The sequence below is a fragment of the Martinezella rhizogenes genome (assembly GCF_000799715.1).
In the GTDB taxonomy this organism is placed as follows: Bacteria; Pseudomonadota; Alphaproteobacteria; order Rhizobiales; family Rhizobiaceae; genus Rhizobium; species Rhizobium rhizogenes_C.
In genome coordinates this window covers 916,130-943,125 of the sequence record NZ_JUHG01000013.1, presented here as the reverse complement: position 1 = coordinate 943,125, position 26,996 = coordinate 916,130, and the positions used below count along the sequence as shown (strand labels likewise).

The 26,996-nt window shown below is 59.4% G+C and carries 27 protein-coding genes and 1 other annotated feature; of the genes, 17 read left to right on the top strand and 10 right to left on the bottom strand.

The genetic code is table 11. The annotated features are described in order from the left end of the window. Nucleotides 1-15 precede the first annotated feature (15 nt). The 5 genes from ehuR to EX00_RS16230 form a co-directional block, all read right to left on the bottom strand. On the bottom strand, nt 16-1,446 hold the full coding sequence (gene ehuR / locus EX00_RS16250) for a MocR-like ectoine utilization transcription factor EhuR (RefSeq protein WP_047459683.1): 1,431 nt from the start codon (nt 1,444-1,446) through the stop codon (nt 16-18). A 145-nt stretch (nt 1,447-1,591) separates the two neighbouring features. Continuing rightward, on the bottom strand, nt 1,592-2,971 hold the full coding sequence (locus tag EX00_RS16245) for an aspartate aminotransferase family protein (protein ID WP_047459679.1): 1,380 nt from the start codon (nt 2,969-2,971) through the stop codon (nt 1,592-1,594). 29 nt (nt 2,972-3,000) lie between these two features. Next, complete coding sequence (locus EX00_RS16240; protein ID WP_047459677.1) at nt 3,001-4,497, bottom strand: NAD-dependent succinate-semialdehyde dehydrogenase; 1,497 nt, start codon at nt 4,495-4,497, stop codon at nt 3,001-3,003. A gap of 120 nt (nt 4,498-4,617) precedes the next feature. Next, a complete protein-coding gene (locus EX00_RS16235) occupies nt 4,618-5,112 on the bottom strand; it encodes an Lrp/AsnC family transcriptional regulator (protein WP_047459674.1) in 495 nt (164 codons plus the stop codon). 220 nt (nt 5,113-5,332) lie between these two features. Beyond that, nucleotides 5,333-5,560: a hypothetical protein gene (locus EX00_RS16230; protein WP_047459671.1), complete on the bottom strand. Its 228-nt coding sequence runs from the start codon at nt 5,558-5,560 to the stop codon at nt 5,333-5,335. Nucleotides 5,561-5,676: 116 nt separating this feature from the next. On the opposite strand from EX00_RS16230, the gene EX00_RS16225 reads away from it, so the two are divergent. The 4 genes from EX00_RS16225 (at nt 5,677) to EX00_RS31745 (ending at nt 7,375) form a co-directional block, all read left to right on the top strand. Then, nucleotides 5,677-6,402, top strand: a complete 726-nt coding sequence (locus EX00_RS16225; RefSeq protein ID WP_047459669.1) for an MgtC/SapB family protein — start codon at nt 5,677-5,679, stop codon at nt 6,400-6,402. Nucleotides 6,403-6,472: 70 nt separating this feature from the next. After that, nucleotides 6,473-6,823 (top strand): hypothetical protein, encoded by a 351-nt coding sequence (locus EX00_RS16220; RefSeq protein ID WP_047459664.1) that lies wholly within the window; start codon nt 6,473-6,475, stop codon nt 6,821-6,823. 78 nt (nt 6,824-6,901) lie between these two features. Next, nucleotides 6,902-7,216, top strand: coding sequence for a BON domain-containing protein (locus tag EX00_RS16215; protein WP_052210753.1), 315 nt, complete (start codon nt 6,902-6,904; stop codon nt 7,214-7,216). 15 nt (nt 7,217-7,231) lie between these two features. Next, on the top strand, nt 7,232-7,375 hold the full coding sequence (locus EX00_RS31745) for a hypothetical protein (RefSeq protein WP_202903721.1): 144 nt from the start codon (nt 7,232-7,234) through the stop codon (nt 7,373-7,375). 12 nt (nt 7,376-7,387) lie between these two features. On the opposite strand, the gene EX00_RS16210 is transcribed toward EX00_RS31745, so the two are convergent. Together EX00_RS16210 and EX00_RS16205 are read right to left on the bottom strand one after the other, a co-directional pair. After that, nucleotides 7,388-7,732, bottom strand: a complete 345-nt coding sequence (locus EX00_RS16210) for a hypothetical protein (RefSeq protein ID WP_155294076.1) — start codon at nt 7,730-7,732, stop codon at nt 7,388-7,390. A 554-nt stretch (nt 7,733-8,286) separates the two neighbouring features. After that, nucleotides 8,287-8,490 carry a cold-shock protein gene (locus EX00_RS16205; RefSeq protein WP_007693942.1) on the bottom strand — a complete coding sequence of 68 codons (204 nt, stop codon included), beginning with the start codon at nt 8,488-8,490 and terminating at the stop codon, nt 8,287-8,289. 469 nt (nt 8,491-8,959) lie between these two features. On the opposite strand from EX00_RS16205, the gene EX00_RS31105 reads away from it, so the two are divergent. Beyond that, nucleotides 8,960-9,106: a DUF1127 domain-containing protein gene (locus tag EX00_RS31105; RefSeq protein WP_080761255.1), complete on the top strand. Its 147-nt coding sequence runs from the start codon at nt 8,960-8,962 to the stop codon at nt 9,104-9,106. Between the two features lie 922 nt (nt 9,107-10,028). Here EX00_RS31105 and EX00_RS16200 read toward each other — a convergent pair. Then, nucleotides 10,029-10,316 (bottom strand): hypothetical protein, encoded by a 288-nt coding sequence (locus EX00_RS16200; RefSeq protein WP_007698176.1) that lies wholly within the window; start codon nt 10,314-10,316, stop codon nt 10,029-10,031. Nucleotides 10,317-10,788: 472 nt separating this feature from the next. Here EX00_RS16200 and EX00_RS16195 point away from each other — a divergent pair, with 472 nt between their 5' ends. The 5 genes from EX00_RS16195 to EX00_RS16175 all read left to right on the top strand — a co-directional run bounded on the left by EX00_RS16195 (nt 10,789) and on the right by EX00_RS16175 (nt 15,954). Next, a complete protein-coding gene (locus EX00_RS16195) occupies nt 10,789-12,315 on the top strand; it encodes an ABC transporter substrate-binding protein (RefSeq protein ID WP_047459660.1) in 1,527 nt (508 codons plus the stop codon). 83 nt (nt 12,316-12,398) lie between these two features. Continuing rightward, on the top strand, nt 12,399-13,340 hold the full coding sequence (locus EX00_RS16190; protein ID WP_047459657.1) for an ABC transporter permease: 942 nt from the start codon (nt 12,399-12,401) through the stop codon (nt 13,338-13,340). After that, nucleotides 13,340-14,209, top strand: a complete 870-nt coding sequence (locus EX00_RS16185; RefSeq protein WP_047459656.1) for an ABC transporter permease — start codon at nt 13,340-13,342, stop codon at nt 14,207-14,209. The genes EX00_RS16190 and EX00_RS16185 overlap by 1 nt, the downstream gene beginning before the upstream one ends. A gap of 2 nt (nt 14,210-14,211) precedes the next feature. Beyond that, nucleotides 14,212-15,423, top strand: coding sequence for an amidohydrolase/deacetylase family metallohydrolase (locus tag EX00_RS16180; RefSeq protein WP_047459654.1), 1,212 nt, complete (start codon nt 14,212-14,214; stop codon nt 15,421-15,423). Between the two features lie 54 nt (nt 15,424-15,477). Then, nucleotides 15,478-15,954, top strand: a complete 477-nt coding sequence (locus tag EX00_RS16175) for a RidA family protein (protein WP_047459651.1) — start codon at nt 15,478-15,480, stop codon at nt 15,952-15,954. A gap of 11 nt (nt 15,955-15,965) precedes the next feature. On the opposite strand, the gene EX00_RS16170 is transcribed toward EX00_RS16175, so the two are convergent. Next, entirely contained in the window at nt 15,966-16,805 is an 840-nt protein-coding gene (locus tag EX00_RS16170) for an IclR family transcriptional regulator (protein WP_047459647.1), read from the bottom strand. A 104-nt stretch (nt 16,806-16,909) separates the two neighbouring features. On the opposite strand from EX00_RS16170, the gene EX00_RS16165 reads away from it, so the two are divergent. The 6 genes from EX00_RS16165 (at nt 16,910) to EX00_RS16140 (ending at nt 24,660) form a co-directional block, all read left to right on the top strand. Then, on the top strand, nt 16,910-18,106 hold the full coding sequence (locus EX00_RS16165; RefSeq protein ID WP_047459645.1) for an aminotransferase class V-fold PLP-dependent enzyme: 1,197 nt from the start codon (nt 16,910-16,912) through the stop codon (nt 18,104-18,106). Between the two features lie 36 nt (nt 18,107-18,142). Beyond that, on the top strand, nt 18,143-19,984 hold the full coding sequence (locus tag EX00_RS16160) for an ABC transporter ATP-binding protein (protein WP_047459642.1): 1,842 nt from the start codon (nt 18,143-18,145) through the stop codon (nt 19,982-19,984). Between the two features lie 255 nt (nt 19,985-20,239). After that, nucleotides 20,240-21,103, top strand: a complete 864-nt coding sequence (locus EX00_RS16155; protein WP_052210780.1) for an ABC transporter ATP-binding protein — start codon at nt 20,240-20,242, stop codon at nt 21,101-21,103. Beyond that, nucleotides 21,100-21,867 (top strand): ABC transporter permease, encoded by a 768-nt coding sequence (locus EX00_RS16150; protein ID WP_047459640.1) that lies wholly within the window; start codon nt 21,100-21,102, stop codon nt 21,865-21,867. The genes EX00_RS16155 and EX00_RS16150 overlap by 4 nt, the downstream gene beginning before the upstream one ends. Before the next feature lie 32 nt (nt 21,868-21,899). Then, on the top strand, nt 21,900-22,931 hold the full coding sequence (locus EX00_RS16145) for an ABC transporter substrate-binding protein (RefSeq protein ID WP_047459638.1): 1,032 nt from the start codon (nt 21,900-21,902) through the stop codon (nt 22,929-22,931). Between the two features lie 140 nt (nt 22,932-23,071). Further along, nucleotides 23,072-23,127 (top strand) — a sequence feature (sul1 is cis-regulatory element that is thought to sense ions involved in sulfur or methionine metabolism; They are found in Alphaproteobacteria). Between the two features lie 66 nt (nt 23,128-23,193). Beyond that, nucleotides 23,194-24,660: a SulP family inorganic anion transporter gene (locus EX00_RS16140; protein WP_047459635.1), complete on the top strand. Its 1,467-nt coding sequence runs from the start codon at nt 23,194-23,196 to the stop codon at nt 24,658-24,660. Between the two features lie 137 nt (nt 24,661-24,797). Here EX00_RS16140 and EX00_RS16135 read toward each other — a convergent pair whose 3' ends face one another. Next, nucleotides 24,798-25,835, bottom strand: a complete 1,038-nt coding sequence (locus tag EX00_RS16135) for a LacI family DNA-binding transcriptional regulator (RefSeq protein ID WP_047460421.1) — start codon at nt 25,833-25,835, stop codon at nt 24,798-24,800. A gap of 156 nt (nt 25,836-25,991) precedes the next feature. On the opposite strand from EX00_RS16135, the gene EX00_RS16130 reads away from it, so the two are divergent. After that, nucleotides 25,992-26,975 carry a sugar ABC transporter substrate-binding protein gene (locus EX00_RS16130; RefSeq protein WP_047459633.1) on the top strand — a complete coding sequence of 328 codons (984 nt, stop codon included), beginning with the start codon at nt 25,992-25,994 and terminating at the stop codon, nt 26,973-26,975. Nucleotides 26,976-26,996 lie beyond the last annotated feature (21 nt).

Here is a 26,996-nt window from a genome sequence, read left to right as displayed (position 1 = left end):
CGGCACCGGCCGTCCTTATACGATCGATCCGACGTCGAAAATGGGCGGCAATTGCTCAAAGGCACCACGAACTGTTTCGAGCGCCGAGCGAAGGGCGGAGTGCGACAGGCGGCCGCCAAGGCAGATGCGGATGCCACCGGCCGGCCGTTCCCCGCCGGCAACGAACGGATCGGACGGTGTCACGGCGACGCTCTTGCGGGCAAGCGCGCGGACCAATCCTTCTTCAGTCCAGCGCTCGGGAACCGATAGCCACGCGCATAGCGACAGGGGATGGCTGCCGGCAACGAAGGGGCCTAACACCTCGGAGACGATCGCCTGCCTTGCCTGGGCTTCGCTTCTTTGGACGGCAATCAGGGCGTCAGCCGTGCCGTCCGAGACCCAGCGTGACGCCATCTCCGCGACGACATTGGTGGCGCTCCATCCCGTGACGCGCAGGATCGAGGCGACACGGATGGAATAATGGGCCGGGACTACGAGATAGCCGATGCGCAATCCCGTCATCACCGATTTCGTAAAGCTCGTCACGAAGAAGCCGAGTTCCGGTAAAAGGTCCGGCATCGAGGGCAGGGGGTCCTGTAGCATCGGTTTGTAGACCTCGTCCTCGATGACGAAGATGCCGTGCCGGCGGGCGATATCGGCAATGGCGCGGCGGCGGTCCGCTCCCATGACGTGGCTGGTGGGGTTGCCGAGCGAGGGAATGATAACGAGCGCCGAGACGTCGCCGACCGCGCAGGCAGCCTCGAAGGCTTCCGGCAGAATGCCCTCGCGATCGGTTGGAAGACCGCGCAGAGTGAAGCCCAGCACATTGGCAAGGCCGATAATGCCGTGGTCGGTCAGGTTCTCGGTCAGGACCACGTCGCCGGGCCGCACGACGGAAGCCACCGCCAGGAACAGGCCATGGGCGGCGCCATTCGTGATCAGGATACGATCGGGATCGGCATTGACGGACAGGCGCTTTAACCAGGTCTGGGCGGCGACGCGATGGGCATCGAGGCCGGCGATCGGGCGGCATGGCCGCATGAAACTGCTATTGTCGCTTTCGGCGAGAGCCTGCATCAGTTCGCGCGCCGACCGCTCGTGCGCTTCGGTATAGACGGCACGGATGATGGAGAGATCGGCGCTGCCGCTCGGATCGCGGTCGAGCATGAAGCTGTCGGCGCGTTCGGTAATGCGGCTGCGCACAAAGGTGCCGCGCCCGACCTCACCGCGCAGATAGCCGCGACGCTCCGCCTCCTTGTAGCTGAGGCTGACCGTCTGGACCGATATTCCCAGCGCATGGGCGAGATCGCGATGCGTCGGCATCTGGGCATGGACCGGCAGGATGCCGTCGTCAATGTCGGAAATGATCTTGTCGGTAAGCAGCTTGTGCTTGGTCGCGCCCTTGCGATGTTGAAGGACGGGTTTCCAGGGATTGCTGTCCTGGGTTTTTGAATCATGACGATGCATGGATTGATCCGCTACAATTACAGAAATCCATGTATACCATTCTATTCGGCATGGCGATGACCAAGCCGAGCGGCCCAGTCCGTTGTCAACAACGGACTGGGCAATCCCGTCCGAGCCTTGCCGGCATCGCCGATCGAAGGCTGCGTCAGAGCTTTGAAAAAATGCTTTCGATCGCACCGGCCGCGGCCTTGACGACGATGTCGGCCTCATCGCGGGTCAGGCATAAAGGTGGCGCAAAACCGAGGATGTCTCCCTGCGGCATGGCGCGGCCGATGACGCCGCGTTCGAGCAGGGCCGCAGCCACCTGCGGGCCGATCTTCTTTGCTGGATCGAAGAACTTGTGGTCATCCCGGTCCTCGACGAATTCGACTGCAGCCATTAGTCCATCGCCGCGCACATCGCCGACATGCTTGTGCTCGCCGACCGCCTTGGCTAGCTCGGAGCGGAAATAGGCGCCGGTCGAGCCGGCATTCTCAACGATGCCGAGTTCATCGATCAGTTCGAGATTGGCGATACCGGCAGCCGCGCAGATCGGGTGGGCGGAATAGGTCCAGCCATGGCCGATGGCGCCGAGCCGGTCGGACCCCTGCACGAGCACCTGCCACATCTTCTCGGAAACGATGCTGCCCGACAGCGGCGCATAGGCCGAGGTCAGGCCCTTGGCGATGGTGATCAGATCCGGCTTCATGCCGTAGTGATCAGAGCCGAACATCGTGCCGAGACGGCCAAAGCCGGTGATCACTTCGTCGGCCACGAGCAGCACGTCGTACTTGTTGAGCACGGCCTGGATCTTCTGCCAATAGGTCTTTGGCGGCGGTACGATGCCGCCGGTGCCGAGGATCGGTTCGCCGATGAAGGCGGCAACGGTTTCCGGGCCTTCGGCGAGGATCATTTCCTCGAGCTTGTCGGCGCAATATTGCGCGAACTGCTCCTCATCCATCGACCGGTCGGGCCGGCGGAAGAAATAGGGTGCTTCCGTATGAAGAATGGGCGCGCGCGGCAGGTCGAAGGCGTTGTGGAAAAGTTCAAGGCCAGTGAGGCTGCCTGTCATGACGCCAGAGCCATGGTAACCGCGCCAGCGAGAGATGATCTTCTTCTTTTCCGGTCGGCCGAGGATGTTGTTGTAGTACCAGATAAGCTTGATATTCGTTTCGTTGGCATCCGAGCCGGAAAGACCGAAATAGACGCGGCTCATGCCTTCGGGCGCCCGGTCGATAATCATCTTCGAAAGCGTGATCGAGGCTTCGGTGCCATGGCCGACATAAGCGTGATAATAGGCGAGGTTCTTCGCCTGCTCGGCAATCGCATCGGCAATTTTTTGCCGGCCATAGCCGACGTTGACGCAGTAGAGACCGGCAAAGGCGTCGAGGCTCTTCTTGCCGTTGGTGTCGGTGATATGGACGCCTTCGGCCCCGGCGATGACACGGGTCGGGGTTTCGCCACGCGCATGCATTCCCATATGGGTCGAGGGGTGGAAGAAGTGATCCCGGTCCCAGGCGTTCAGTTCGTTGCGCTTGTCCAACATGATCTTTTCCTTGTGCTGAATGGGAGGCGTCAGGCTGATGTGTCGACGCAGAGATATTTGAGCTCGGTGAAGGCCTCGATGCCGTGGCGGGAGCCCTCACGGCCTAGGCCGGATTGCTTCCAGCCGCCGAAAGGGATGGGGCTGCCGGTGATCTTCACGCGGTTGATTGCCACCATGCCGTATTCCAGTGCCCGGCCGAGCCGCATCTGGCGCGCACCGTTTTGCGTCACGACATAAGCGACGAGGCCATATTCGGTGTCGTTGGCGCGTGCGATCACCTCATCCTCTATATCAAAGGGTGTTACCGCCGCGACTGGCCCGAAGGTCTCTTCGCGCATGATCAGCGCATCCGGCGAGGGATCGACAAGCAGCGTCGGCTCGAAGAAGAGCGGTCCGGCGGGGTGGCGCTTTCCGCCCGTGGCAAGCCATGCGCCCCGGTTTAAGGCATCCGCCACATGTTCCTCGACTTTCGCCACGGCGCGCTCGTTCATCAACGGGCCGATATCGACGGTCTCCATCAGCCCGTTGCCGACCTTGAGTGTTGCGATGCGCTTGGCAAAGGCTTCGACAAAGGCCTCGATGATCGACCGCTGGACGAAGATGCGGTTGGCGGCCAGACAATCCTGGCCGGAGGTCGCGAATTTCGCATTGATCGCGATATCGACGGCTCGATCGAGGTCGGCGTCGTCGAAGATGATCAGGGGCGCGTGCCCGCCAAGCTCCATCACCAGCCGCTTCATGGTCGCGGCGCATTGGCCGGCGATCAGCCTGCCGATGCTGGTCGAGCCGGTGAAGCTCAATGCCCTAACCCGCGTATCGTCGCAAAAGGCGCCGACGATGGTCGCGGCGTCACCGGTGACGACGTTGAAGACACCAGCGGGAAGGCCCGCGCGCTCGCCGAGTTCGGCAAGGGCAAGCGCGGACAATGGCGTCTCGGACGAGGGATGGGCAACGACAGTGCAGCCGGCGGCAAGGGCTGCGGCCGCCTTGCGCGTGATCATGGCAGCGGGGAAATTCCATGGCGTGACGATCCCCACGACGCCCAGTGCTTCCCGGCGCACGATCATTTCGGCGTCTGGCAAGTGGCTGGTCACGCTCTCGGCGTTGATCCGCTTTCCTTCCTCCGCATACCATTCGACGAAGCTCGCGGCATAGTCGATTTCACTGCGGGATTCGGCAAGCGGCTTGCCCTGTTCCAGCGTCATGATCAGCGCCAGATCCTCTTTTGCCGCGAGAATCAGCTCATACCACTTGCGCAGGATCGAAGCGCGGTGCTGCGGCAGGAGCGAGCGCCAGGCGGCATAGGCATCCGCCGCCGCGTCAACGGCTTCGAGTGCCTCTTCCCTGCCGAGGCTCGCCACCCAGGCAAGCGTTGTCGAGGATGCGGGATCGGTGACCTTGAAGCTCGCTCCGGTCTTAGCCGCGACCCAACGGCCGCCGATATAGGAAAGATCCCGCAGCAAATGCCGGTCATTCAGGCTTGACAGGGCTTCGTGATAGGCGGGACGGGCGCGTATTGCGGTCATCGGCAAACCTCTCTTTTCAGGTGCTGCAATGCTCTCACGGAAGGTTGCGAGAGATTGTCCATTGCTTGCCGGTGGAAGAGAGGAAGGGCCTAAAAACAGAGGCGTTCGTAGAGAGTTTCTCTATTCGCCGCCGTTGGGATCGCCGGAAAGGAGATCGGCGACCGGAAGCACGGTGTCCTCCTTGACGGTCTTGGTCACGATATAGGTGAAGTAACGCTCGATCCCCAGATCGCGATTGAGGAGGTCGTCGATCAGGCGTTGATAGGCATCGATATTGGGCGTCATGATCTTCAGAATATAGTCGACGCCGCCGCCGACGGACCAGCAGGCGACGATTTCGGGGATGACGGCGATCGCCCGTTCGAAACGCTCGAAGTCGCTCTGGCGATGGTTGGCAAGCGTCAACTCGACCATGACGCTGGCAACGGATGCGAGCCGGCGGAGCGACAGACGCGCATGATAGCCGCTGATGATTCCAGCCTTTTCCAGTTTTCTCAGCCGAAGCCAGCATGGGGTCGGCGAGAGCCCCACTTTTTCGGCCAGCGCCAGCTTGGTGATGCGGCCATCGCGTTGAATGGCATCCAGTATGCGCAGATCGATTGCATCAAGTTTCATTTGGAAAACTGCTTGTGTGCCGCTCGTGTTGTCTGACCAATGACATTCGAAGCCGAGGCTTACAAGCACATAGGTTGCAGCGCCTGTCTATCGGGCGGGATAGTGCTGATCGCATGGGAACAATAGCTGGAGGAATCGAAGGTCTGATCGGCCGATATGAAGCATGGCCGACAGATTCGCGGATCTGCTGGCGACGGTGTATCCGATTGCGAATTGCGGGTCACATTTCGAACTCGTCGTCCTCGCCGGCGGACAGCAGTTCCACGAGCTCGGCCACCTTACCGCTCGGCAAGGTCCTGCCCTCGTCGATCATAGCCTGGTCGCTATTGACCCAGGCCCAAGCTTCCGCGAGTTCCTCCGGCGTCGCACCGATCGCGGAGACATCAGCCATCAGGGTTTCATCGACGGGGCCAAGAACGGAGACGATATCTTTTGCCGTTATGGTCATGCGCGTTCTCCTGAGATTTTAGAGGGACCGGCCATCATCCAGTGGGCGGAACGAAATCTCCCGAGCTTTGTTCCAGTATTCGAGATTTGTCATGAAACGGATGGGCGGAGGCCGCCATGCCGAGCACAATGATCGAGTTCATGCCCTTGAACCCCGCATGGATTGATATCGTCGCCCGTCTCCTGCTGGTCATTGTCGCCGGCGCGCTGATTGGTATGGACCGCGAGGTCGGCGGACATGCCGCCGGGTTCCGGACGACGATCCTGGTCGGGTTGGCGGCGTGCCTGACCATGATCCAGGCAAATCTGCTGCTTTCCACAATCGGTAAGACATCGCAATCATTCGCCTCCATGGATATTCTGCGCTTTCCGCTCGGGGTGCTGACGGGTGTCGGCTTCATTGGCGGCGGCGCCATTCTCAAGCGCGGCGATCTGGTCACCGGTGTCACGACCGCGGCTACGCTGTGGATCATGACGGCGATCGGCCTTTGCATCGGCGGCGGGCAGTTGGTGATCGGGTCCGCGGGAGCCATCGCTGCCTTTATCGTGCTGTCACCCTTCAAATGGTTCGATGAACTGATACCGCATCAACAGCGGGCGCGCATGGAAATCGAACTCGGCGACATCACTGATATTGCAAAGGTCCAGGCCGCGTTCGAGCCACTCGGCTACGCCTTCCTCTTCATCGCAAAAGCGGCAGGTGAGACCGATGCCGCCATCCACGCGACCTATCAGGTGCGCTGGAAGCATTCAAGCGTCGGCGGTGGTGCGCCGGAACTCCTGGCCACCGTCGAGGAACGCTACAGGGTGATGTCTTTCGAGATGGTCACGACAACCGCATGACCGGCCAATGCCCGTTACGGAACATTCTTGGCCGGCGCTGGTTTGCCTCCCATAACGAAAGGAGGATGCCATGGCCAAATTCACGAACGCCAGGACTAAAGACGCGCTCTCTCCGTCACGCGATGTTCGCACCCGACAGGCGCTTGATCAGGCGGCCGGCGGCTCCGGAGACATTGATTCGGTCACATCATCGGAGTTAACTCCCGGCTACGCGGAACCCGGCACCGACGATTCTCGATCGGTGGATACGCCGGAGAGCGACAGCCAGCGCAGCCAAGCCGTGGACAAGGCCAGTGGCCGGATCGCGGCGGCGGTCCTGGCGTCGCGGCCGCGTAAACGCCATGCGACGCGCAGTGCAGCGATGCTGGCGATCGGCGGCCTCGCCGGATTCCTTCTGCACAGTGTTATCGCGGGCCGGTAAGATTGTACGCCGCGATGCGGATGGAACCTTATGGTGCTTTCCCGGTTGAGCCTCATGGCCCAACGAAGGAAGAATATCATGCAACGCCACCATAAGGAGCATGGAGCCAGCACCCCGCATACGCCATCGCCCGAGAGCGACAGAAGCCCATTCAATGCATCCGCCTCGCAGCGGCGACCGGATGCAGATATCCGCCGGGAAATCCATAAGAGGTTGAACGAGGATCCGTTGCTGGACGCCAGCGGTATCTTTGTTTCCGTCAGCAACGGCCGCGTACTCGTCGAAGGATCGGTTACAAACGACGAGGCCAAGCGTCGGGCTGAAGGTCATTCCCGTCAAGTGAATGGTATCAGCGGCCACGACAGCAATCTTAGTATCCGCAAGCCGCGATAGGAAGCGGAGGCCAAAATGCGTGCGTTGTTACTCGTCATTCTGGGACTAATGGTAGCTTCAATCCTCAGCATCATCGTCATCAAACCGTTCGTGACCGGTACTAACCAGAATTCCACCATCGACCAGAAGACCATCGAGCAACCGGCACCGAAGCCCTAGGTATGTAAGGGTTCACTGACTCCGTGGTGCATCTTTTCCATGCTCGTTCGGCACGTTGCCTGGAGGGATGACCGGCATGTTGCCGACATCCGGTGCCGGCTTTTCCAATCCACGATCGCCGGTCGCCGGCGGTTTCAGTATGCCGCCGCAATCCGAGAGTTTCGATGTGTCGCTCTTCGGGCTTGGCGCCGTCCGTTCATCGCTGGTCTGGCCGTTCGCATCGGGAGCCTGGCAATCGTCGGTATTCGGCGCCTGTTGTGCAAAACTCTCTCCCGGTATCGCTGCCATCAGCGAGGCGGCCACAAGGAGGATCGCTCCGCGATTTGGCGAAAGTCGCCCATATCGTCGCTCGTCCATGATGCTCTCCATCGTTGAAAGGGCAGAGGCTGCGGACCGGATGGATGGGAAGCTCGCCTGCCGTTTCGTTGGCCATGAAGAGAAAACGGAAAAATCTCCATGTTCTTCAGCACCATCATGTCCGTTTGGCACGGCCTGCAGCCTCATGGAACCAACGCGTGGCTATGCGCATGGTTCCGGCCGGAGTGACAGGGTCGCCACGGCGAGCCGGCTTTGACGCGCCTCTGTTTGGCTGGTCAGGTGAAACTCTTAAGAAAACTCACGGATCAATCCGGCGGGAGGAGATCGGGTTGTGGACGCAAATATCGTCGTTGGTGGAGATCGGCCGGAAAGGTCTTCTGATACTGAACCAGGCCAATCCTTCCGGAGCGCCTTCGTTGCAGCGTCTGCAGCTCCACGGCTGTCGAGGACGGCGGTGGCGCGCGGGAGAGAGTTCAGAGCCAATTGCAAAGTCTAAGGTTCGGGCCTGTCGGGGCGACAAGTTTGGTTTAGCCTGCTCCAATATCCAATACTGAAGCAGGCTAAATCCGTGGCAGATCTCTTAGATCATACGATCAGAGCACGCTGACGTTTTCGGCCTTCGACTTGCCGGTCTTGCGATCTTGGCCCAGCTCGTAGCTGACCTTCTCACCTTCTCTGAGCGAACCGCCCCGCTGCAAAGCGGAAACGTGAACGAACACATCCGTTCCTCCATTTTCGGGTGTAATGAAGCCAAAACCCTTGTCTTCATTGAAAAATTTAACGGTACCTGTCGGCATCATAGTTCCTCTTTATTTCCACGGCCATTTAGCGCGCCGAGCGACCTTATAGCTCAGACGCTCCACGATCAATGATTCGTGAATTTTCTGTCGCTTTCTCATTTGCCGGAAATCTCAGCCGCTAAGGTAGGGCTTTGGCGAACCTCACCTTTTGTCATCGAGTCCGCATGGGGTCGACGGCTCGCTTGCTTTTATGTGGAGCAATATTCTTCCAGGCTGATGCCGGCCCACAGTTCGAACCGGGATCTGTCGACGTCTGGACCCCAATGCTGGCGGCTCCGGTGGCTTCAGCGCCTAAGAAACGATCATCTCTTGCGGAATATGCAGAACCAATGCGCCAGATGCATGGGTGGAATGAGAGATTGTCACTGTTTTAAACCGATTGAAATGGCTATATTCCAATCATCGAAACGACGCCGGAGCCAAGCGAGGCTGCTGACGTCAGAAGCCCTCAGGAAAGGGGATCATCATGAACGTAGCACGCTCTTTCAACAACTGGCGCAAGTTCCGTCAGACCGTCAACGAACTTGGCCGCATGTCCAGCCGTGAACTGCAGGACCTCGGTATCGACCGAGCCGACATCCGCAGCGTTGCCCGCGCATCGGTCGTGCGCTAACCGCACGGATTTATCGTCTCAAAGATTGCTCGACGCCCGCTGATGACGCGGGCGTTTTTGCGTCGGGCTCCCTGTCTGAGGATCGGTTGGGTCCTCGTTTCGTGGTGGATCTTTCAGATCTGTATTTCTTGCATAGCTGCAGTGCAGCATAAACGATAGGAAACTGCGGCGGCCAGTGTATGATCCAACCCATCGAAGCAATGCACCTCCTCCCGCAGAGCTTCGGGTTTCAGACGGCCCACTCCTCCTCCCAGGGACGTCTGTGGGAACAGCGGCACTCCTCCTCCCAGTCGCTGTTCGGTTCTTTTCGAAAAGCCTGCCGCACCTCCTCCCGCGGCAGGCTTTTTCGTTTCTGGAGCGTCGTCTGGCGGCGCCGAGGTTCAAGGATGAGAGCTACAGAACCGTCGAATTATCATCCTGGCTGCAGCTACCTTGCTTTGCACTTCCGCTTTGGCGCAGGACCGGCAGGTGACTGAGCCAGAGATTATCGCCTTTCATTCCGAAGCACCTGATCGGTGCCGCAAGTCCGATGTCGCCTTAATCGCTGCGAAAGCCGGTGGAGCCTTTCAAGCGCGTAAAACAGATCGGCGCCAGAATCCTGCACGACGATTATGACCTCGCGCCCCGTTACATCGAATGAATGCTAAAATGTGGTGGCTAAATGTGTGACCGGAAGATCCGGGCAGGTGCCACAGGCCATGTTCGACGCATCAAGCAGAAAATCTACTTTGCTCGCGAGGCCTGCGGCGATCTGTTCGATCGAAAATAACGGTTGCTGTTCCACGCGGTTCAGCGTCCGGGGGCAAGTTCAGCGCCGCGGACCCTTCCGTGGGACGACCCGAAGTAGGGGAGCGCCTCAGTATAATTGCGCTGCAACATCGAGGCCATGAAAGAGACGAGCTCGGTGTAGGCGTCCCTCGCTCTACTTGTTCTTCAGAAGCCATATCTTGCCGGCCATGGTTATGGCGTACGCGTCCTTTCCAGCATCGTCGTCGACGTGGAGACGTTCAAGAAAGCCAGGCTCCCGCAACTCTTCCAGTGTCTTGTCACTTATGAATTTGATTTTCTGCGGTCGTTCTTTCCAACGATCGGTTTTTGCATATGTCACGGTTGCGTTTTGGTGCGTCCACTTCTTCGCTGACTGCGGATAAAGGTCTCCCTGCTGTGCAAGTTTCAGTCCTGCGATCTGTGACGGTGTTAGTTCAATCATGGGGGCGAAAAATCTCCATCGCTGTTGCTATCGGGCGCACTTAACACAAAAAAGTCGAGTGTTTTTCAAAAACACTCGACCGGCGTGCCTGTATTCGCTCCGCTGACGAAATGACTGCATAGCGGTCCACCCAGGAAATATCAACTTTCGGCGCGCAACTGACCGTCGTCGTCGATGCAAATGCGTCCCTTGCATCATTCCCGATTGGCGCTTCCAGGATAGCTACGGTCTAAACTGACATTCGAATTCGCGGGTCGATGGGTCGAAGTTCAAGTCTAAACCAAGCTTCATTGCATTCCAAATAAAACCATAGCTGCGTTTGGTGGCAAACCAGCAGGGAGTATTTTGGCTCATGGTAGCAGGCCGCCGGTCCGGCTGCCGGGCGAAGGCAATTGACATGCCTCACTCGTTCTGTATTCTTTTATAAAAAGATATATAACATAATAGTGGAACAATGAACCGGGAGACTGGTATGAAGAACCTCGTCGCATTGCTGCTTGGCACGGCGCTCATTGCCTTGCCTTCGACCCTCCTTGCCCAGGAAAGGGGAGGGGTGATCAACGTCGCCACGATCGGCGAGCCACCGACCCTCGACCCAATGTCGTCCACCGCGGATCTCGTCGGCATCGTTACCCAACACATTTTTGAGACGCTTTACACGTTCGACAAGAGCTGGAAGGTAACCCCGCTTCTGGCCGAAAGCCTTCCGCAGATCAGCGCTGATGGCAAGACCTATACGATCAAGCTGCGCACCGGCATCAAGTTCCACAACAACACGGATATGACATCCAACGATGTCGTCGCATCGCTCAACCGCTGGGAAAAGATCGCCTCTCGCGGCAAGCAGGTGGCAGGTTTCATCGAGGCGATTGCAGCCGTCGATCCGACGACCGTCAAGATCACGCTCAAGCAGCCCTATGCGCCGCTGACGTCATTGCTTGCCTTCAACAATTCCGCGGCGATCATCATTCCAGCCGACAAGCAGGACGAGCCGATGAAGGAATTCATTGGGACCGGTCCCTATATGCTCAAGGAGCGTAAGGCTGATCAGTATATTCAGCTCGTGCGTTTCGATGGCTACAAGTCGCGGGATGGCGAAAGCGACGGCTATGGCGGTGCCCGTCATCAGTATCTCGACGAAATCCGTTTCGTGCCGGTCCCCGATGCAAACACCCGCGTCGAGGCGGCGGTTTCGGGCCAATACGACTATGTCGATTCCATTCCGGTCGAATCCTTCGACAAGTTGAAGGCATCGACTGCTTCGCAGCCGGTCATTCTGAAGCCCTTCGGCTATCCGGTGTTCGTCTTCAACACCAAGGACGGCATCGCCAAGAACATCGAAATCCGCAAAGCGATCCGCCAGGCGCTCAACATGGAAGACATGTTGGCGGCGGCGTTCGGCAGCCCGGACTTCTATGCGCTGAACGGAGATATCTATCCAAAAGCCTATGTATGGCACACGGATGCCGGCGTCGACGGCGCGTATAATATCGGGAAGCCGGAAGAGGCTGCGCAAGCGCTGAAGAAGGCGGGCTACAATGGCGAGCCCCTGCGTATCCTGACCAGCCGTCAGTATGAATTCCACTACAAGATGGCGCAGGTTGCGGCGGAGTATCTCAAGCTTGCCGGCTTCAACGTCGACTTGCAGGTCGTCGATTGGGCGACGCTCACCCAGCGCCGCACCGATCCGAAACTATGGGACATCTACATCACCCACAGCCCCTTTCTGCCCGAGCCCGGTTTGATCGGCTCGCTGTCGACCAGTTCGCCGGGCTGGTGGGATACGCCGGCGCGTCAGGCCGCTGTCGATGCCTTCACGACGGAAGTGGATCCCGACAAGCGCGTCGCGCTGTTTTCGAAGGTGCAGAAGGCCATTTACGACGACGTTCCCTTCATGAAGATCGGCGATTTCAATGCGGTGTCGGCCGTGTCCACAAAACTGGAGGGCGTCACTCCCGCTCCCTGGCCGTACTTCTGGAATGCTTCGATCAAGAAGTAGTTCGACCAACATGGGCGGCCGGTCCTTTCGGCTGGCCGCCTCTTGATCATCCCCTGGTCGTCGGCCGGAAGGATCAGCAAAGCATGATACGTTACGTCCTACAGCGCCTCTTCGGCATGATCGTCGTCATGTTCCTGGTCGTCACGATCGTCTTCATCATTGTCCGTGTCACACCGGGCGATCCAGCCGCCGTGATGCTCGGGCCGGATGCGACACCGCAGGATATCGCCGATCTTCGTGCCCGGCTGGGCCTCGATCAATCCCTGGGGATCCAATATCTCTACTATATAGGAAAGCTCCTGAAGGGTGATCTTGGCCAGTCGATCTTCCTGAATATGCCGGTGACCTCGGCGCTGCTCGATCGCGCCGAGCCGACATTCTTCCTGACGCTGTTCTCCCTGGCCATCGCCTGCATCATCGCGCTGCCGATCGGAATTTACGCGGCATACCGGCGCGGGTCATTCGTTGATCAGGCGGCGACCGCCCTGGCGATGTTCGTGGCTAGCATACCGAGCTTCTGGCTCGGCCTCATCCTCATGCAGTTCTTCGCCGTGCGCCTCAATCTTTTTCCGGTGTCGGGCTATGGCGGCCCCGGTTCGAGCTTCCTTGACCGCATGTATCATCTGATGCTGCCGGCCTTTGCGCTCGGCATCGTTTCATCGGCGCTGATCCTTCGCTTTACGCGCGCCTCGATGCTGGATGTGCTTGGCGATGACTATATCCGCACCGCACGCGCCAAGGGCCTCGTCGAGCGCCGGGTCGTCCTGAAGCATGCGCTCAAGAATGCCTTGATTCCGATCCTTACCGTCATTGGCCTCACAGCCGCGGTGCTGATTTCAGGCGCCGTGGTGACGGAGACCGTCTTTGGTCTCCCAGGCGTCGGAAACCTGGTCGTCTCCGCGGTGCTCAGGCGTGATTATCCGGTGATCCAGGGTGCGTTGCTGGTCATTGCGGCCCTCTACGTGCTGATCAATTTTGCTATCGACATGCTGTATCTGCTGGTCGATCCGAGGGTGCGCTACTGATGACGGACATTGCCATCAAACCCGCTCAAAGCGAGCGCAGCAAATTCTTCCGCCGGCTTTTCAGGAGGAAGACGGTCGCCATCGGCGTGCTGATCCTGGCTATTTTTGTGGTGCTCGTGATCTTCGCACCCTTGATCGCTCCCTATTCGCCCTCGAAGCTCTCCATCGTCAATCGCCTGAAACCGCCAAGCGGCATGTTCTTCTTCGGCACAGACGAGTTCGGACGCGATGTTTTTTCGCGCACCATTTTTGCCGGCCGTCTGTCGCTGCTGGTGGGCGTCGCGGTGGTCACATTGTCGGCGGTGATTGGCGTGACGCTTGGATTGCTAGCCGGCTTCTTCCAGCAGCTCGACACCCCGATCGCCCGCCTGATCGACGCGATGATGGCCTTCCCGGATATTCTACTGGCGATCGCGCTGGTCGCGGCACTTGGTCCCTCGCTGACCACCGTGATCATCGCCCTTTCGGTTGTCTACGCTCCGCGTCTTGCCCGCATCGTGCGCGCGTCGACGCTGGTTCTCCGCGAACTGCCCTATGTCGAAGCCGCAAAGGCGCTTGGAATATCGACCTTTCACATCATGACGCGACATGTGCTGCGCAATCTTATGTCGCCGATCTTGGTCCAGGGCACATTCCTTTTTGCCAATGCGATGCTGGCCGAAGCGGGGCTTTCTTTTCTGGGGCTCGGCGTCAGCCCGGAAATTCCGACATGGGGAACGATGATCGCGGCCGGCCGGCAATATATCGGTCAGGCCGACTGGATGACGCTGTTCCCGGGCATTGCCATCATTCTCTCCGTGCTCTCGCTGCAGATGGTCGGCGATGGACTGCGCGACACTCTCGATCCAAGACTGCGAAAGGACCTGTAATCATGTCAACCGGGGATCAGGTGGGAAAGCCGCTTCTGCTTGCCAACGTCAAGCCCATGGCCTTCGGCAATGCCGCGCCGCAAGGGACGATCGATATTCGCGTCGGCGCCGACGGCAACATCGCGGCGATCGGACCCTCGCTGTCCGTGGCCGACGATGTTACGCGCATCGATGCGAAGGGAGCGTGGATATCGCCGGGCTGGGTCGACCTGCATGTGCATATCTGGCATGGCGGTACCGACATCTCCATTCGCCCGTCGGAATGTGGCGCCGAACGCGGCGTGACCACGCTGGTCGATGCCGGATCGGCTGGCGAGGCGAATTTTCACGGCTTTCGCGAATATATCATCGAGCCATCTAGGGAGCGGATCAAGGCTTTCCTCAACCTCGGTTCCATCGGTCTGGTCGCATGCAACCGCGTGAGTGAGCTGATGGACATCCGTTCCATCAATCTCGACCGGATCCTGGAAGTTTATGCCGAGAACAGCGAGCATATCGTCGGCATCAAGGTTCGCGCGAGCCATGTCATTACCGGCTCGTGGGGCGTAACACCGGTCAAGCTCGGCAAGAAGATTGCCAAGATCCTGAACGTGCCGATGATGGTGCATGTTGGTGAGCCGCCGGCCCTCTACGACGAGGTTCTTGAAATTCTCGGTCCTGGAGACGTCGTTACCCATTGCTTCAATGGCAAGGCGGGTTCGAGCATCCTGGAAGACAAAGATCTCTTCAACCTCGCCGAACGCTGCGCGGGCGAGGGCATTCGCCTGGATATTGGCCACGGCGGAGCTTCCTTCTCGTTCCAGGTGGCCGAGGCCGCGATCAAGCGCGGCCTGCTGCCGTTCTCGATCTCGACAGACCTGCATGGCCATTCGATGAACTTCCCGGTCTGGGATCTGGCCACGACGATGTCCAAGCTGCTTTCGGTCGGCATGCCATTCGACAAGGTCGTGGATGCCGTCACCCATGCGCCGGCATCCGTCATCAAATTGTCGATGGAAAACCGCCTGTCGGTCGGGCAACGCGCCGACTTCACGATCTTCGACCTGATCGACTCCGAGGTGGAAGCAACCGATTCCAACGGCGACGTCTCGGTGCTCAAGAAGCTCTTCGAGCCGCGCTATGCCGTCATCGGCAGCGAGGCGATTGCAGCCAGCCGTTACATTCCAAGGGCTCGCAAGCTCGTGCGCCACAGCCACGGTTATTCGTACCGGTAACCGCGGCGCCAACAACGATTTCAGACAGGAATTTGCGTGAACAGGTCCCCAGCAATGACTACAACCGTCGGCTCCCCCTATGAGCGGCTAGCCTCGCTCGGCATTGAGTTGCCGCCCTCGCCGCCACCGATCGCCAATTTCGTCACGCATGTGCAGGAAGGGAACATTCTCTATCTTTCGGGACAGGGCCCGCGCGAGGCGGACGGCTTCATGCATTCCGGCAAGGTCGGAACGGATGTCGCCGTCGACGATGCCTACAGGCACGCGCGCCTGACGGGTATCAATCTGCTCGCGGTCATGCACGAGGCGCTCGGGGATCTGTCCCGCGTTAAGCGCGTCGTCAAGCTGCTTGGCATGGTCAATGCGGTTCCGGGCTTCGAGGACCATCCGAGCGTCATCAACGGATGCTCGGATCTCTTCATCGCCGTCTTCGGCGAGGCTGGTCAACATGCGCGCTCGGCTGTCGGTTTCGGCTCGTTGCCCGGCAACATCACGGTCGAGATCGAAGCGATCATCGCCCTGAACGATTGAAGGAAAATGTCCTAGTGGTTGCGCCAGCCCATCACCTTTTCTATCCGCTCCGCCGAAGCACGCACATGCGTGGTGTAGTGGTTCTCGTCGGAAAAGGCCTTCTGTTCCGGCAGCACGATGGAGATGGTGGCAACGCATTGGCCATCCCGATCGCAGATCGGCGAGGCGATGCAGGCAACGGCATAATCGGACTCGCCAGCCTGGATCGACAGGCGGTCGTCGAAAGCCTTGACGGCCGCTTCCGAAAGGGCTGCTGGATCGATCTCGGCGCGTCCCGTCGGCGAGGAGCGCGCGCATCGCCTGAAGAGTTCGATGCGCTCTTCCGTGGCCAGATGGCCGACCAGAAGGCGCCCGGAAGCGGTCCAGTTGAGCGGTACGCGAGTTCCGACTCGAGAGGCGACCTGGAAATGGCTCGGCCCGTCTGCCATGGCAAGCACCAGCATGTGATCGCCATCGCGCCCGCATACCTGCACCGTCTCGCCCACCTCCCTGCAAAGATCATGCATTTCATGTGTCGCCACGCTCATGAAATCCAGCGAACGAGCATAGGCGAGCCCATAATGGTAGAGCCTCGGACCAAGCCAAAGGGCTCCGTCCGCGTTGCGCGTCAGCATGTTCTTTTCGACAAGATCGTCGACAATCACGTAGATCGTGGAAAGCGGCGCCTTGACGGCCTTGGCGATCGCGTAAACTCCGGCTGGAGAGCCGGTTTCGTAAAGATAATCAATGACCTGAAGCGCGCGATCGATACCGCTGACGCGGGATCGACGAGCAACTTTGGTGCTTTCGTCCTCGGTCGGATGCGCACCACCGGGATGGGCTGGAGATGATGTCTTTGCGTCCAATTCCATGTTCCCTGAGCAATTTTAGAGCCTATTACATTATTATGGCATAGTTGTCGATGAGGCAAATCGAAGCGATCCTCGTCGCCGAACAGAGAGACAGGAGAAATAAAATGTCCGATGATATCCGTGCATCGATCGGCCTTCGCCCGGTCATCAATGTGTCCGGCACGATGACAAGCCTTGGCGCTTCCATCGTCGTTCCGGAAGCAGTCCGGGCGATGTCGTCGATCCTGCCGCAATTCGTCGAGATCAACGATCTCCAGCGCAAGGCAAGTGCTGTGATAGCGCGCCTGACGGGTGGCGAGGCCGGTTTCGTAACGGCATCGTGCTCGGCCGGCATCAGCCTTGCCGTTGCAGGCGCCATCACCGGCAACGATCTGCTGGCCATCGAGAAGCTGCCGGATGTCGTGCCGGAGAAAAGCGAAGTCCTCGTTCAGATGGGGCATGTGGTCAGCTACGGCGCGCCTGTCGATCAGGCCATACGGCTTGCCGGCGGCAAGGTGGTTCTGGTCGGCCAGGCGACATCCACGCATCGGTTCCACATGGAAAACGCCATTACCGAAAAGACCGCCGCCGCCGTCTATGTCGTCTCGCATCATGTGGTCGACCACGGGCTCCTGAACCTCAAGGAATTCGTCGAGATCGCCCATGCCAAGGGCGTGCCGGTGATTGTCGACGCCGCCTCGGAATATGACCTTGAGGTTTTCCTCAAGCAGGGGGCGGACGTGGCATTGTATTCGGGCCACAAATTCCTCGGCGGACCGACGTCGGGCATTGTCGCCGGCAGGAAGGAACTGGTCCGGCACGCATTCCTTCAAAACATGGGCATCGGCCGCGGCATGAAGGTCGGCAAGGAAAGCATCTTCGGTGTGATGGCCGCGCTCGAGGCCTGGGAAACGCGCGATCACGCCGGTATCCGCGAACGGGAAACCAGCTATCTCAATCTTTGGAAGCAGACGCTGGATGGGCGCCCGGGTGTTACGGCCCTGATCGAGCCCGATCCCACCAGCAATCCGTTGGATCGAATGCGCGTCCTCCTGAATCCGGAGGTTGCCCATATCACCGCCTGGGATCTTGCGGATGCCTTGGCGCGGGGGACGCCCCCGATCATCGTGCGCGACCACAAAGTGGAGCATCAATACTTTTATCTTGATCCCTGCAACCTGCATCCGGGTGAGGAGACGATCGTGGCGAGGCGTCTGTCCGAGGAACTCGATAAGGCACGCGCATCCAACGAGATCATCGCGACGCCTATCGAAAATCGCAGCAAGCATCGCTTCGATGGAATGCTGCGCTGGCCGGATTGATATGCCACGCCTGCCCGAAACGACAAGGAACCAAGCATGGCCAGCATGGAAGCGCAGACGGTCGACGCCGCTCAACCGGTTCTCTCGGTCGAGAACCTCACGACCTCGTTTTTGATCGATGGGAGCTGGAAGCCCGTTGTCCGGGATATTTCCTTTACGGTTGCGCCGGGAGAAACCGTTGCGATCGTTGGGGAGTCCGGATCGGGAAAGAGCGTGACGTCACTCTCGATTATGCGGCTGCTGCAGAAAGACATGAGCCGCATCGAAGGCAGGATCATGCTTGATGGTGATAACCTTCTGGCGTTGCCGGAGCATGCCATGCGCCGGGTTCGTGGCAACGAGGTTGCCATGATCTTTCAGGAGCCGATGACCAGTCTCAATCCGCTCTTTACGATCGGCGATCAGATTTCCGAGGCCTTGCTCTGCCACTTGCCGATGTCGAAAGCCGAGGCCCGTGCCGAGACTATCAGGCTTCTGGAGAAGGTTCGCATCCCCTCCGCCGCTGCCCGTTTCGATGAATATCCACATCGCTTTTCGGGCGGCATGCGCCAGCGTGTGATGATCGCAATGGCGCTCGCGTCGAAGCCGAAGCTCCTTATTGCCGACGAGCCAACAACGGCGCTCGACGTCACCATTCAGGGGCAGATCCTCGACCTGATCAAAATGCTTCAGGAAGAGGAGGGGACATCCGTCCTGTTCATCACTCACGACATGGGGGTGGTGGCGGAGATCGCCGACCGGACGGTGGTGATGTATCGCGGCGAGCAGGTCGAGACGGGAGCGACCGCCGACATTTTTCATCGCAGCAAGCACCCTTACACTCGCGCCTTGCTGTCGGCCGTACCCGTGCTCGGTTCCATGAAGGGGCACGCACGGCCGCTGCGTTTTCCCGTGGTCAACACGGCAACGGGCGAATCCGATGTGCCCGAGGAAACTGCCGACACGGTTGCCTCCAGCCTGCGTCCGGTCCTGGAGGTCCGGAACCTGTGCAAGCGCTTCGATATTCATTCCGGTCTCCTCGGTCGCCTGAGCGGCCGCGTCCATGCCGTGGAGAATGTTTCCTTCGATCTCCATGCCGGCGAGACCTTGTCGCTCGTGGGTGAATCCGGTTGCGGCAAATCGACGACCGGTCGCGCAATCATGCGCCTGATCGAGCCCAATGACGGTTCGGTGGTGGTGGAAGGCAAGGATGTGCTTTCGCTTGACCGTAAGGACATGCGCCAGATGCGCAAATCGGTGCAGATGATCTTTCAGGATCCATATGCAAGCCTCAATCCGCGTATGACCGTCGGCGCCGCGATCGCTGAACCTTATCTGGAGCACGGGATGGGCACGGCAAAGCAGGCCAAGGACGTGGTGGCCGACCTCCTGTTGAAGGTCGGGCTCTCGCTGGAAATGGCAACGCGCTACCCCCATGAATTTTCCGGCGGTCAGCGCCAGCGCATCTGCATCGCCCGCGCCCTTGCGTTGGAGCCGAAGGTCATTGTCGCGGATGAGAGCGTCTCGGCACTCGATGTCTCGATCAAGGCACAGGTCATCAATCTCATGCTCGATCTGCAGCAGAGCCTCAACCTCGCGTTTCTTTTCATCTCGCACGACATGGCGGTTGTGGAGCGGGTCAGCCACCGTGTTGCCGTCATGTATCTCGGCGAGATCGTCGAGATTGGTCCAAGGGCGGCGATCTTCGAGAACCCGCAGCATCCCTATACGAGGAAGCTGATAGCAGCCGTTCCGGTGCCTGATCCGGACCGCCGCCGGGAAAAACGTCCGGTCGCAAACGACGAAATCAAAAGTCCGATCCGGCCAATCGATTACCGACCCGTAAACGCCGGCTACCGTGTCGTCGAGCCGGGGCACCTTGTCGCCGCCGCTCCATAGACGATGACAAAAAACATTATTCGCTCGACACGATTTCCAATGAAAATGCTATGGAAAAATGGGCCGCATGATGCCAGATTGGTCAGGTGGAGCTCTGCTTGGAGGAGGCAGGCCAATTCATTTCATCGATGAACGCAGTTCAGCGGCATTGGACCCCGTCCATGTTTGCGGGCTCCCTATGGTCATGAAGTGGGTTGGATCGTGTTTGATTGTTTGCTGATCGGTCAGGCTCTTTGTGATGTTGCTTGTTAAATGATGGGTTCGGGAGAGTTGAAAAATTTTCAATCGAAAGCGGAAGCCGTGACGATCGCGGCTCCTCTGGCCGTCCACTTGGACAAGGTGTCGATTTCTTTCGGGATAGCCGGCGGCAAGCGCTTCGACGCGGTGGCCGACACCGATCTTGGTGTGGCGGGCGACGAATTCCTGGCGATCGTCGGGCCTACCGGTTGCGGCAAGTCCACGCTTCTCAACGTGGCGGCAGGGCTGCTCGATCCGGCATCAGGGTCTGTCGAGATTTTCGGACGCCCCCTGAAGGGACTGAATAGGCAAGCCGGCTACCTGTTTCAGCAGGATTCGCTGATGCCGTGGAAAACCGTGCTCGAAAACGTCGCCATCGGCCTCGAGGTATCCGGCGTGTCGACGAGTGAAGCGCGCAAATCGGCGATGGAATGGCTTGAGCGTGTTGGCCTCGGCGGCTTTGCCGATCGCTATCCGAGCATGCTGTCCGGTGGCCAGCGCAAGAGGGTCGGATTGGCCCAGGTGCTCATCCGCAATCCGAAGCTGTTGTTGATGGACGAGCCGTTCGGTCCGCTCGACGCACAGACCCGACTGATCATGGGCGACCTTCTGCTGAAGCTCTGGTCCGAGGACAAGAAGGCGGTGATGTTCGTCACCCATGATCTCGACGAGGCGATTGCCCTTGCGGATCGCATCGTCATCATGTCGGCGGGGCCGAAATCCCGGATCATCGGCGATTTTCGCGTCACGATCCCCCGGCCGCGCGACATCGCCGAAATCCGCCACGACCCGGCCTTCACGGAGCTGCACAAAAGCATCTGGCATGCGCTGAGAGAAGAAGTCATGACCGCCTATCAGCAGACCAACGTGGCCGCGCAATGACGAGAACGAAGCTCCTGGCCTGCCAATTGCTGGTGGCGATCGTGATCGTCGGTGCGTGGTATCTCGCAACATCGACGCATGTCTTCGGCAACCCGCGAACTGCCGCATTCTTCTTTGCCGATCCGGTCAAGGTCGCCGCGCGGATCGTGAAATGGTTCGCCGACGGATCGATCTGGTATCATCTCTGGGTAACACTGTCGGAATCCCTGCTGGCATTTTTCATTGGCGCGATCGGTGGGGTAATCTTCGGCTTCTGGTTTGCGCGCCGGCCCGTGGTGGCTGCCGTCTTTGATCCCTATGTCAAGGCCGCCAATGCCTTGCCGCGTGTCGTCCTGGCACCGATATTCGCCCTGTGGTTCGGCCTCGGCATCTGGTCGAAGGTGGCGCTCGGCGTCACGCTGGTCTTCTTCATCGTCTTTTTCAACGTCTATCAGGGCGTGAAGGAAGTGAGCCCGACCGTACTTGCCAATGCCCGCATGCTCGGGATGAACGAGAGGCAGCTGTTGCGCCACGTCTATATTCCCTCGGCCTTGTCCTGGATGTTTTCGAGCCTCCATACCTCTGTAGGATTTGCGGTTGTCGGTGCGGTTGTCGGCGAATATCTGGGTTCGGCCGCAGGGCTTGGTTATCTCATCCAGCAGGCCGAGGGCGTGTTCGATGTGGCCGGCGTCTTCGCCGGCATGTTCGTGCTGATGGCCTTCGTCCTCATCGTCGACTGGCTGATGACCAGGGTTGAGCGGCATATGCTGCGGTGGCGGCATTAAGCGATTTCAATTTCGATCTAGTGGAGGAAAACATGGAACGCAGGACATTCTTGATCGGCACAGCCAGCATCGGTGCTGCCGCCTTCTTTCAGGCAAGCGGGCCGGCCGTCGCCGATGACGCGAAGCCGGAAAAGCCGGACCTGACCCTGGCCGTCGGCGGCAAGCCGCTGCTCTATTATCTTCCGCTAACGATTGCCGAAAAGAAGGGCTTCTTCGAGGAAGAAGGACTGAACGTCACCATCAATGATTTCGCCGGCGGCGCGAAATCGCTGCAGGCGCTGATCGGCGGCTCGGTCGATGTTGTCGCCGGTGCTTACGAGCACACGATCCGCATGCAGAACAAGGGGCAGGATATCGTCGCCATCTGCGGTCTGGGCCGGTTCCCCGGGATTGTGATTGCCGTGCGCAAGGAGCTCGCGGGCGAGATCAAATCCGTGGCCGACCTCAAGGGGCGGAAGATCGGGGTCACGGCACCGGGCTCGTCGACGGCGCTGATGCTGCAATATGCGCTGCAGAAGAATGGGCTGGCGCCAACCGATGTCGCGTTGATCGGCATAGGCGGCGGTGCCAGCGCCGTCGCGGCGATCAAGAACGGTGAGGTCGACGGCCTGTCTCATCTCGATCCGGTGATCGCCCAGCTTCAGTATGAGGATCTCGTTTCCGTCCTGATCGATACGCGAACAGAGGCTGGAACGCGCGCGCTGTTCGGCGGCCCGAACCCGGCCGCAACGGTTTACATCCAGCGCAGTTTCGCCGAAACCAATCCGGTGACGACGCAGCGGGTGACCAATGCCTTCCTGAAGGCCTTGAAATGGATCGGCCAGGCGAAGCCCGAAGACGTGGCGGATACCGTGCCCGAAGAATACCTTCTCGGAAACCGCGATCTCTACATACAGGCCTTCAAGAACTCGAAGGAAATGTATTCACCCGACGGCATGATCAGCGAGGAAGGCTACACGTCGATGATGAGCGTCCTGAAGACGCTTGACCCGGAATTGGCCGATGCCGAGGTGCCCTACGCCAAGACCTTCGATCCCCGTTTCGTCAAGGCGGCCAAGACGTGATGTCATGATGCGTCTGCTCCGGCTCGGGGTCTCGAGCCGGGGTTGTCGTGCCGGCTTAAGGCGTTTCAGGACACTCAGATTTTATCTTTCAGCGCAGATATTGCCCTTTATCAAGAACCGCGCCTATAAGGACGCACTCGACTGGACCCGGTGAGAATCCGGGTGGCTATTCCGGCCGCCGATCCGCCGGACCACGCAAAACCTGAATGCCAACTTGCGGCCTCTTGCCCGAGGCCAGGCGTCCTTTGCGAGAATTCACCAGATGTCATTATCGTCTATTCGCCGGGAGTGGCTTGCCAATCCCACCCGCGAGATGCTCGCTGGAGCAGTCGCGACCTTTGCTCTCATTCCCGAAGTCATCGCCTTCTCGTTCGCGGCTGGTGTCGATCCGCAGGTGGGGCTGTTCGCGTCTTTCGTGATCGGAATTGTCATTGCCTTTAGCGGCGGGCGCCCGGCCATGATCTCGGCCGCAGCCGGATCCGTCGCTCTTGTCGCGGCACCTTTGGTTCATGGCCATGGCTTGCCCTATCTGTTCGCCGCCGGCCTGCTGGCGGGGATCATACAGATTGTCTTTGGCCTGTTGCGCCTCGGCGTGCTGATGCGTTTTGTCTCGAAGTCGGTCCGGACCGGCTTTGTCAACGCACTTGCGATCCTCATTTTTGCGGCTCAGGTGCCGCATATCATCGACGGGGGCGTGGTCGGTTATGCCTTTCTGGCGGCAGGGTTGATACTGATCTATCTGGCGCCGCGCATCACAACAGCTTTGCCATCGCCTCTGATCTGCGTCGTCGTTCTGACTGTCGCCTCAGTGACGCTGAAGCTTCCCGTGCTCACTGTCGCCGACCTCGGTCGCCTTCCGGATTCCCTTCCCGTCTTCGCATGGCCAGAGGTTCCGCTCAACCTCGAGACACTCCGTATCATCGCCGGCCCGGCTCTGGCGATCGCCATGGTCGGCTTGCTTGAGTCGATGATGACGGCCAGCGTCGTTGACGATTTGACCGATACCCCGAGTTCCAAGAACCGGGAAAGTGCGGGTCTTGGCCTTGCCAATGCCGCATCGAGCCTGTTCGGCGGCATTGCTGGGTGCGGCATGATCGGCCAGACGATTAGCAATGTGAAGTACGGCGGTCGCGGCCGTCTCTCGACACTGTTTGCGGGTGCTTTTCTGCTGGTCCTGATGGTTCTGCTCAAACCCTGGGTATCGCAGGTTCCGGTTGCCGCGCTGGTGGCAATCATGATCATGGTCTCGATCGACACGTTCGATTGGTCGTCCGTGCGCAAGTTGGTCGTCCATCCGAAGATATCGAGTGCCGTGATGCTCGCAACCGTCGTCGTCACGGTCGCGACCTCCAATCTGGCGCTCGGCGTCACTGTCGGGGTGCTTCTAAGCGGCGTGTTCTTCACGTTCAAGGTCGCCAGCCTCTTGCATGTCGAGATCGAACGCGACGCCGGGACCAGGCGAATATTCTACCGCGTCTCGGGGCAGGTATTTTTCGCTTCGGCTGACGTCTTCGTCGAGTCATTCGACGTAAGGGACGCTGCCGACATGAGCGTTACTATTGATGTCTCCCGGGCGCATTTCTGGGACATCACCGCTGTCGCGGCCCTGGAGAAAGTTGTCCAGCGCTTTAAAACGCATGGCGCTCAGGTCGAGTTGATCGGCGTCAATGAGGCTAGTTCCACACTGATAGAACGGCTCGACTCGTCCGTTGTCGTCGGCGAGGTTTAGCGTGGTAGGCAACGATTAGGGAAATAGTCGGCTGTTTACGATCACGGCGTGCCTGATGGTAGGCAGCCTTTGATCCAGCTTTGTTCGGCAGATATTGATGGAACAGTATCTCAGGGATCGAGCCTTGTTCGAATGCTTCAGATACTTTCAGGCGTGATGATTTCGAAGGGAACCACGCGCTGCAGGATCGTCGTGCTGCTGCGATTGTCCAAGCCGGCGAGCATCGTGGCGATCAGAGCATCGGAGGTCTGCTCGAGTGGATGGCATAGCGCTGCGGTGATCAGGCCTTCGGATAGCCCCTTTCGCGTTTCCGGGCCAATGTCGCGGCAGATAATGCGGACATTCCTGCTTTTCTCCTCGGGAGCGTCGCGAACAGCGCGCAAGACGCCGGATATGCCGCCTCCAATGATGAAGATGCCTCTGAGATCGTTGAGCTCGGACAGGAGTTCGCTGACCATGCGATAGGCTTCCTGTGGCTCCTCGTGCGTGGGCCGGCTATCGTCGATCCGAAGATGCGGTGCATGTTCGCGGATGTAGGATCGGAAGCTCGCGTCGTTTATATCCTGACATTGATAGCGATGATTTCCGATGAACACCGCGAGGCGCCCCGCATCCGGTGTCATCTGTGCGAGAAACCAGGCGGCCGTCCGCCCGAGCTTCCAGTTGTCCGTGCCCACGTAGCCTGCGCGCGCGGAGGCCGACTGGTCGGTAATATAGGCCACGACGGGCTTGCCCCGAGACTTGAGAGACTGGATTGTCTGGCCGATCAGGGGATGGTCTCCGGCCACGACGGCCATCGCGTCACAGCGCTTCCCGAGAGCCTCAAGCCGATCGGCGATGTTCTGCGGCTCGAGGATGTCGACGAAGTCGATCACAGCTTCGATTTTCTCGTTGTGACGTCGTGCAGCGGCCTCGACGATCTTTGCGGCGAACAGCTGGTAGAGATCGCGCGTCGACTGCTGCAGCAGGAACCCGAAACGATAGCTCGGAATGGCATCCTGCTTGCGACCCTCGATGACACCAAGGCCGTAGAAGCCGAGCTCCTCCGCAGCGTTCTGAACCCTCTGGATCGTCTCCGCCCGCACCGATCCGGATCCTCCCATGATCCGATTCACGGTCGAGATACTGACGCCGGACAATTCGGCCAGCATGGCGATGGTGGGACGTTTTTTCATGAAATAAAATATCTCATTTAGAGTTGAGACGAAATGATACAAAAATATCATTTCAGCGCAAGATATATTCCACGCCAATGCCGTGTCTGCTAGGTCATTTCTGCGACGCCGAGGACGGAGGAGAGATCCACGGTGAGATCGCTGGGAGGAAATCAGATGAAATTTTCACGGCGTGCCCTGCATGGGCTGCTCACGAGTGCTGCACTCGCAATCGGCGTCGTCGCGGCGTCCTCAGCCATGGCGGCGAATATTGCCGTCATCGGCGGCAAGACTGACGACGAATTCTGGAGCCGCATCAAGAAGGGGCTCGACGATGCCTCCCTCGTGGTGGGGAAGAACGGCGGATCCGTCACCTACCTTCAGCTTCAGACCTACGACAATCTCGGACCGGACGCGGCACAGCTCGTCCGTACAGCCATCAGCCAGGGGGTGAATGGTATCGCCGTTCCCGATTGGGTGCCGGAAGCCGAAGACGAGGCGATCAAGGCCGCGGTTGCCGCCGGCATCAAGGTTATTCTCATCAACGCCGGCAGCATCGACAAGGCACGCGAACTCGGCGCCATCAATTATGTCGGCTCGGACGAATATACGGCCGGCAAGGCGGGGGGCGAATATTTCGCTTCCAAGGGAAGCAAGAACGTTCTCTGCGTCAATACCGTGCCTGGCGCGGCCAACCAGGAAGCCCGTTGCAAGGGCGTCATTGACGGTATCGTCGCCAAGGGCGGTGCTGGTAAGCAGCTTCCGCTTCCGGCGACGAGCTTTGGCGACCAGACCGCGATCGCCGAGGCGATCAAGGCGACGCTGCTTCAGGATGACACGATCGACGGCGTCATCAACATCAGCGCGACGGACGCGGATGCGGGTGCCAGCGGTATCAAGCAGGCCGGCAAGGCCGGCAAAGTGGCACACGGTACCTTCGATCTGAACAGCTCGGGCCTCGCCAGGATCAAGGACGGCTCGCAGACCTTCGCCATCGACCAGCAGCCCTACCTGCAGTCGCTGCTCGGCGTCACGCTCCTTGCGTCCCACATCGATTACGGCACGAACCTTCCGACCGCCCCGGTCCTGACCGGACCCGGGATCGTCGATGCTTCGAACATCGAAGCGACCCTGGCTGGTGTCGGCAAGGGCGTACGCTGATCTTCAATCGGTGACGTCCGG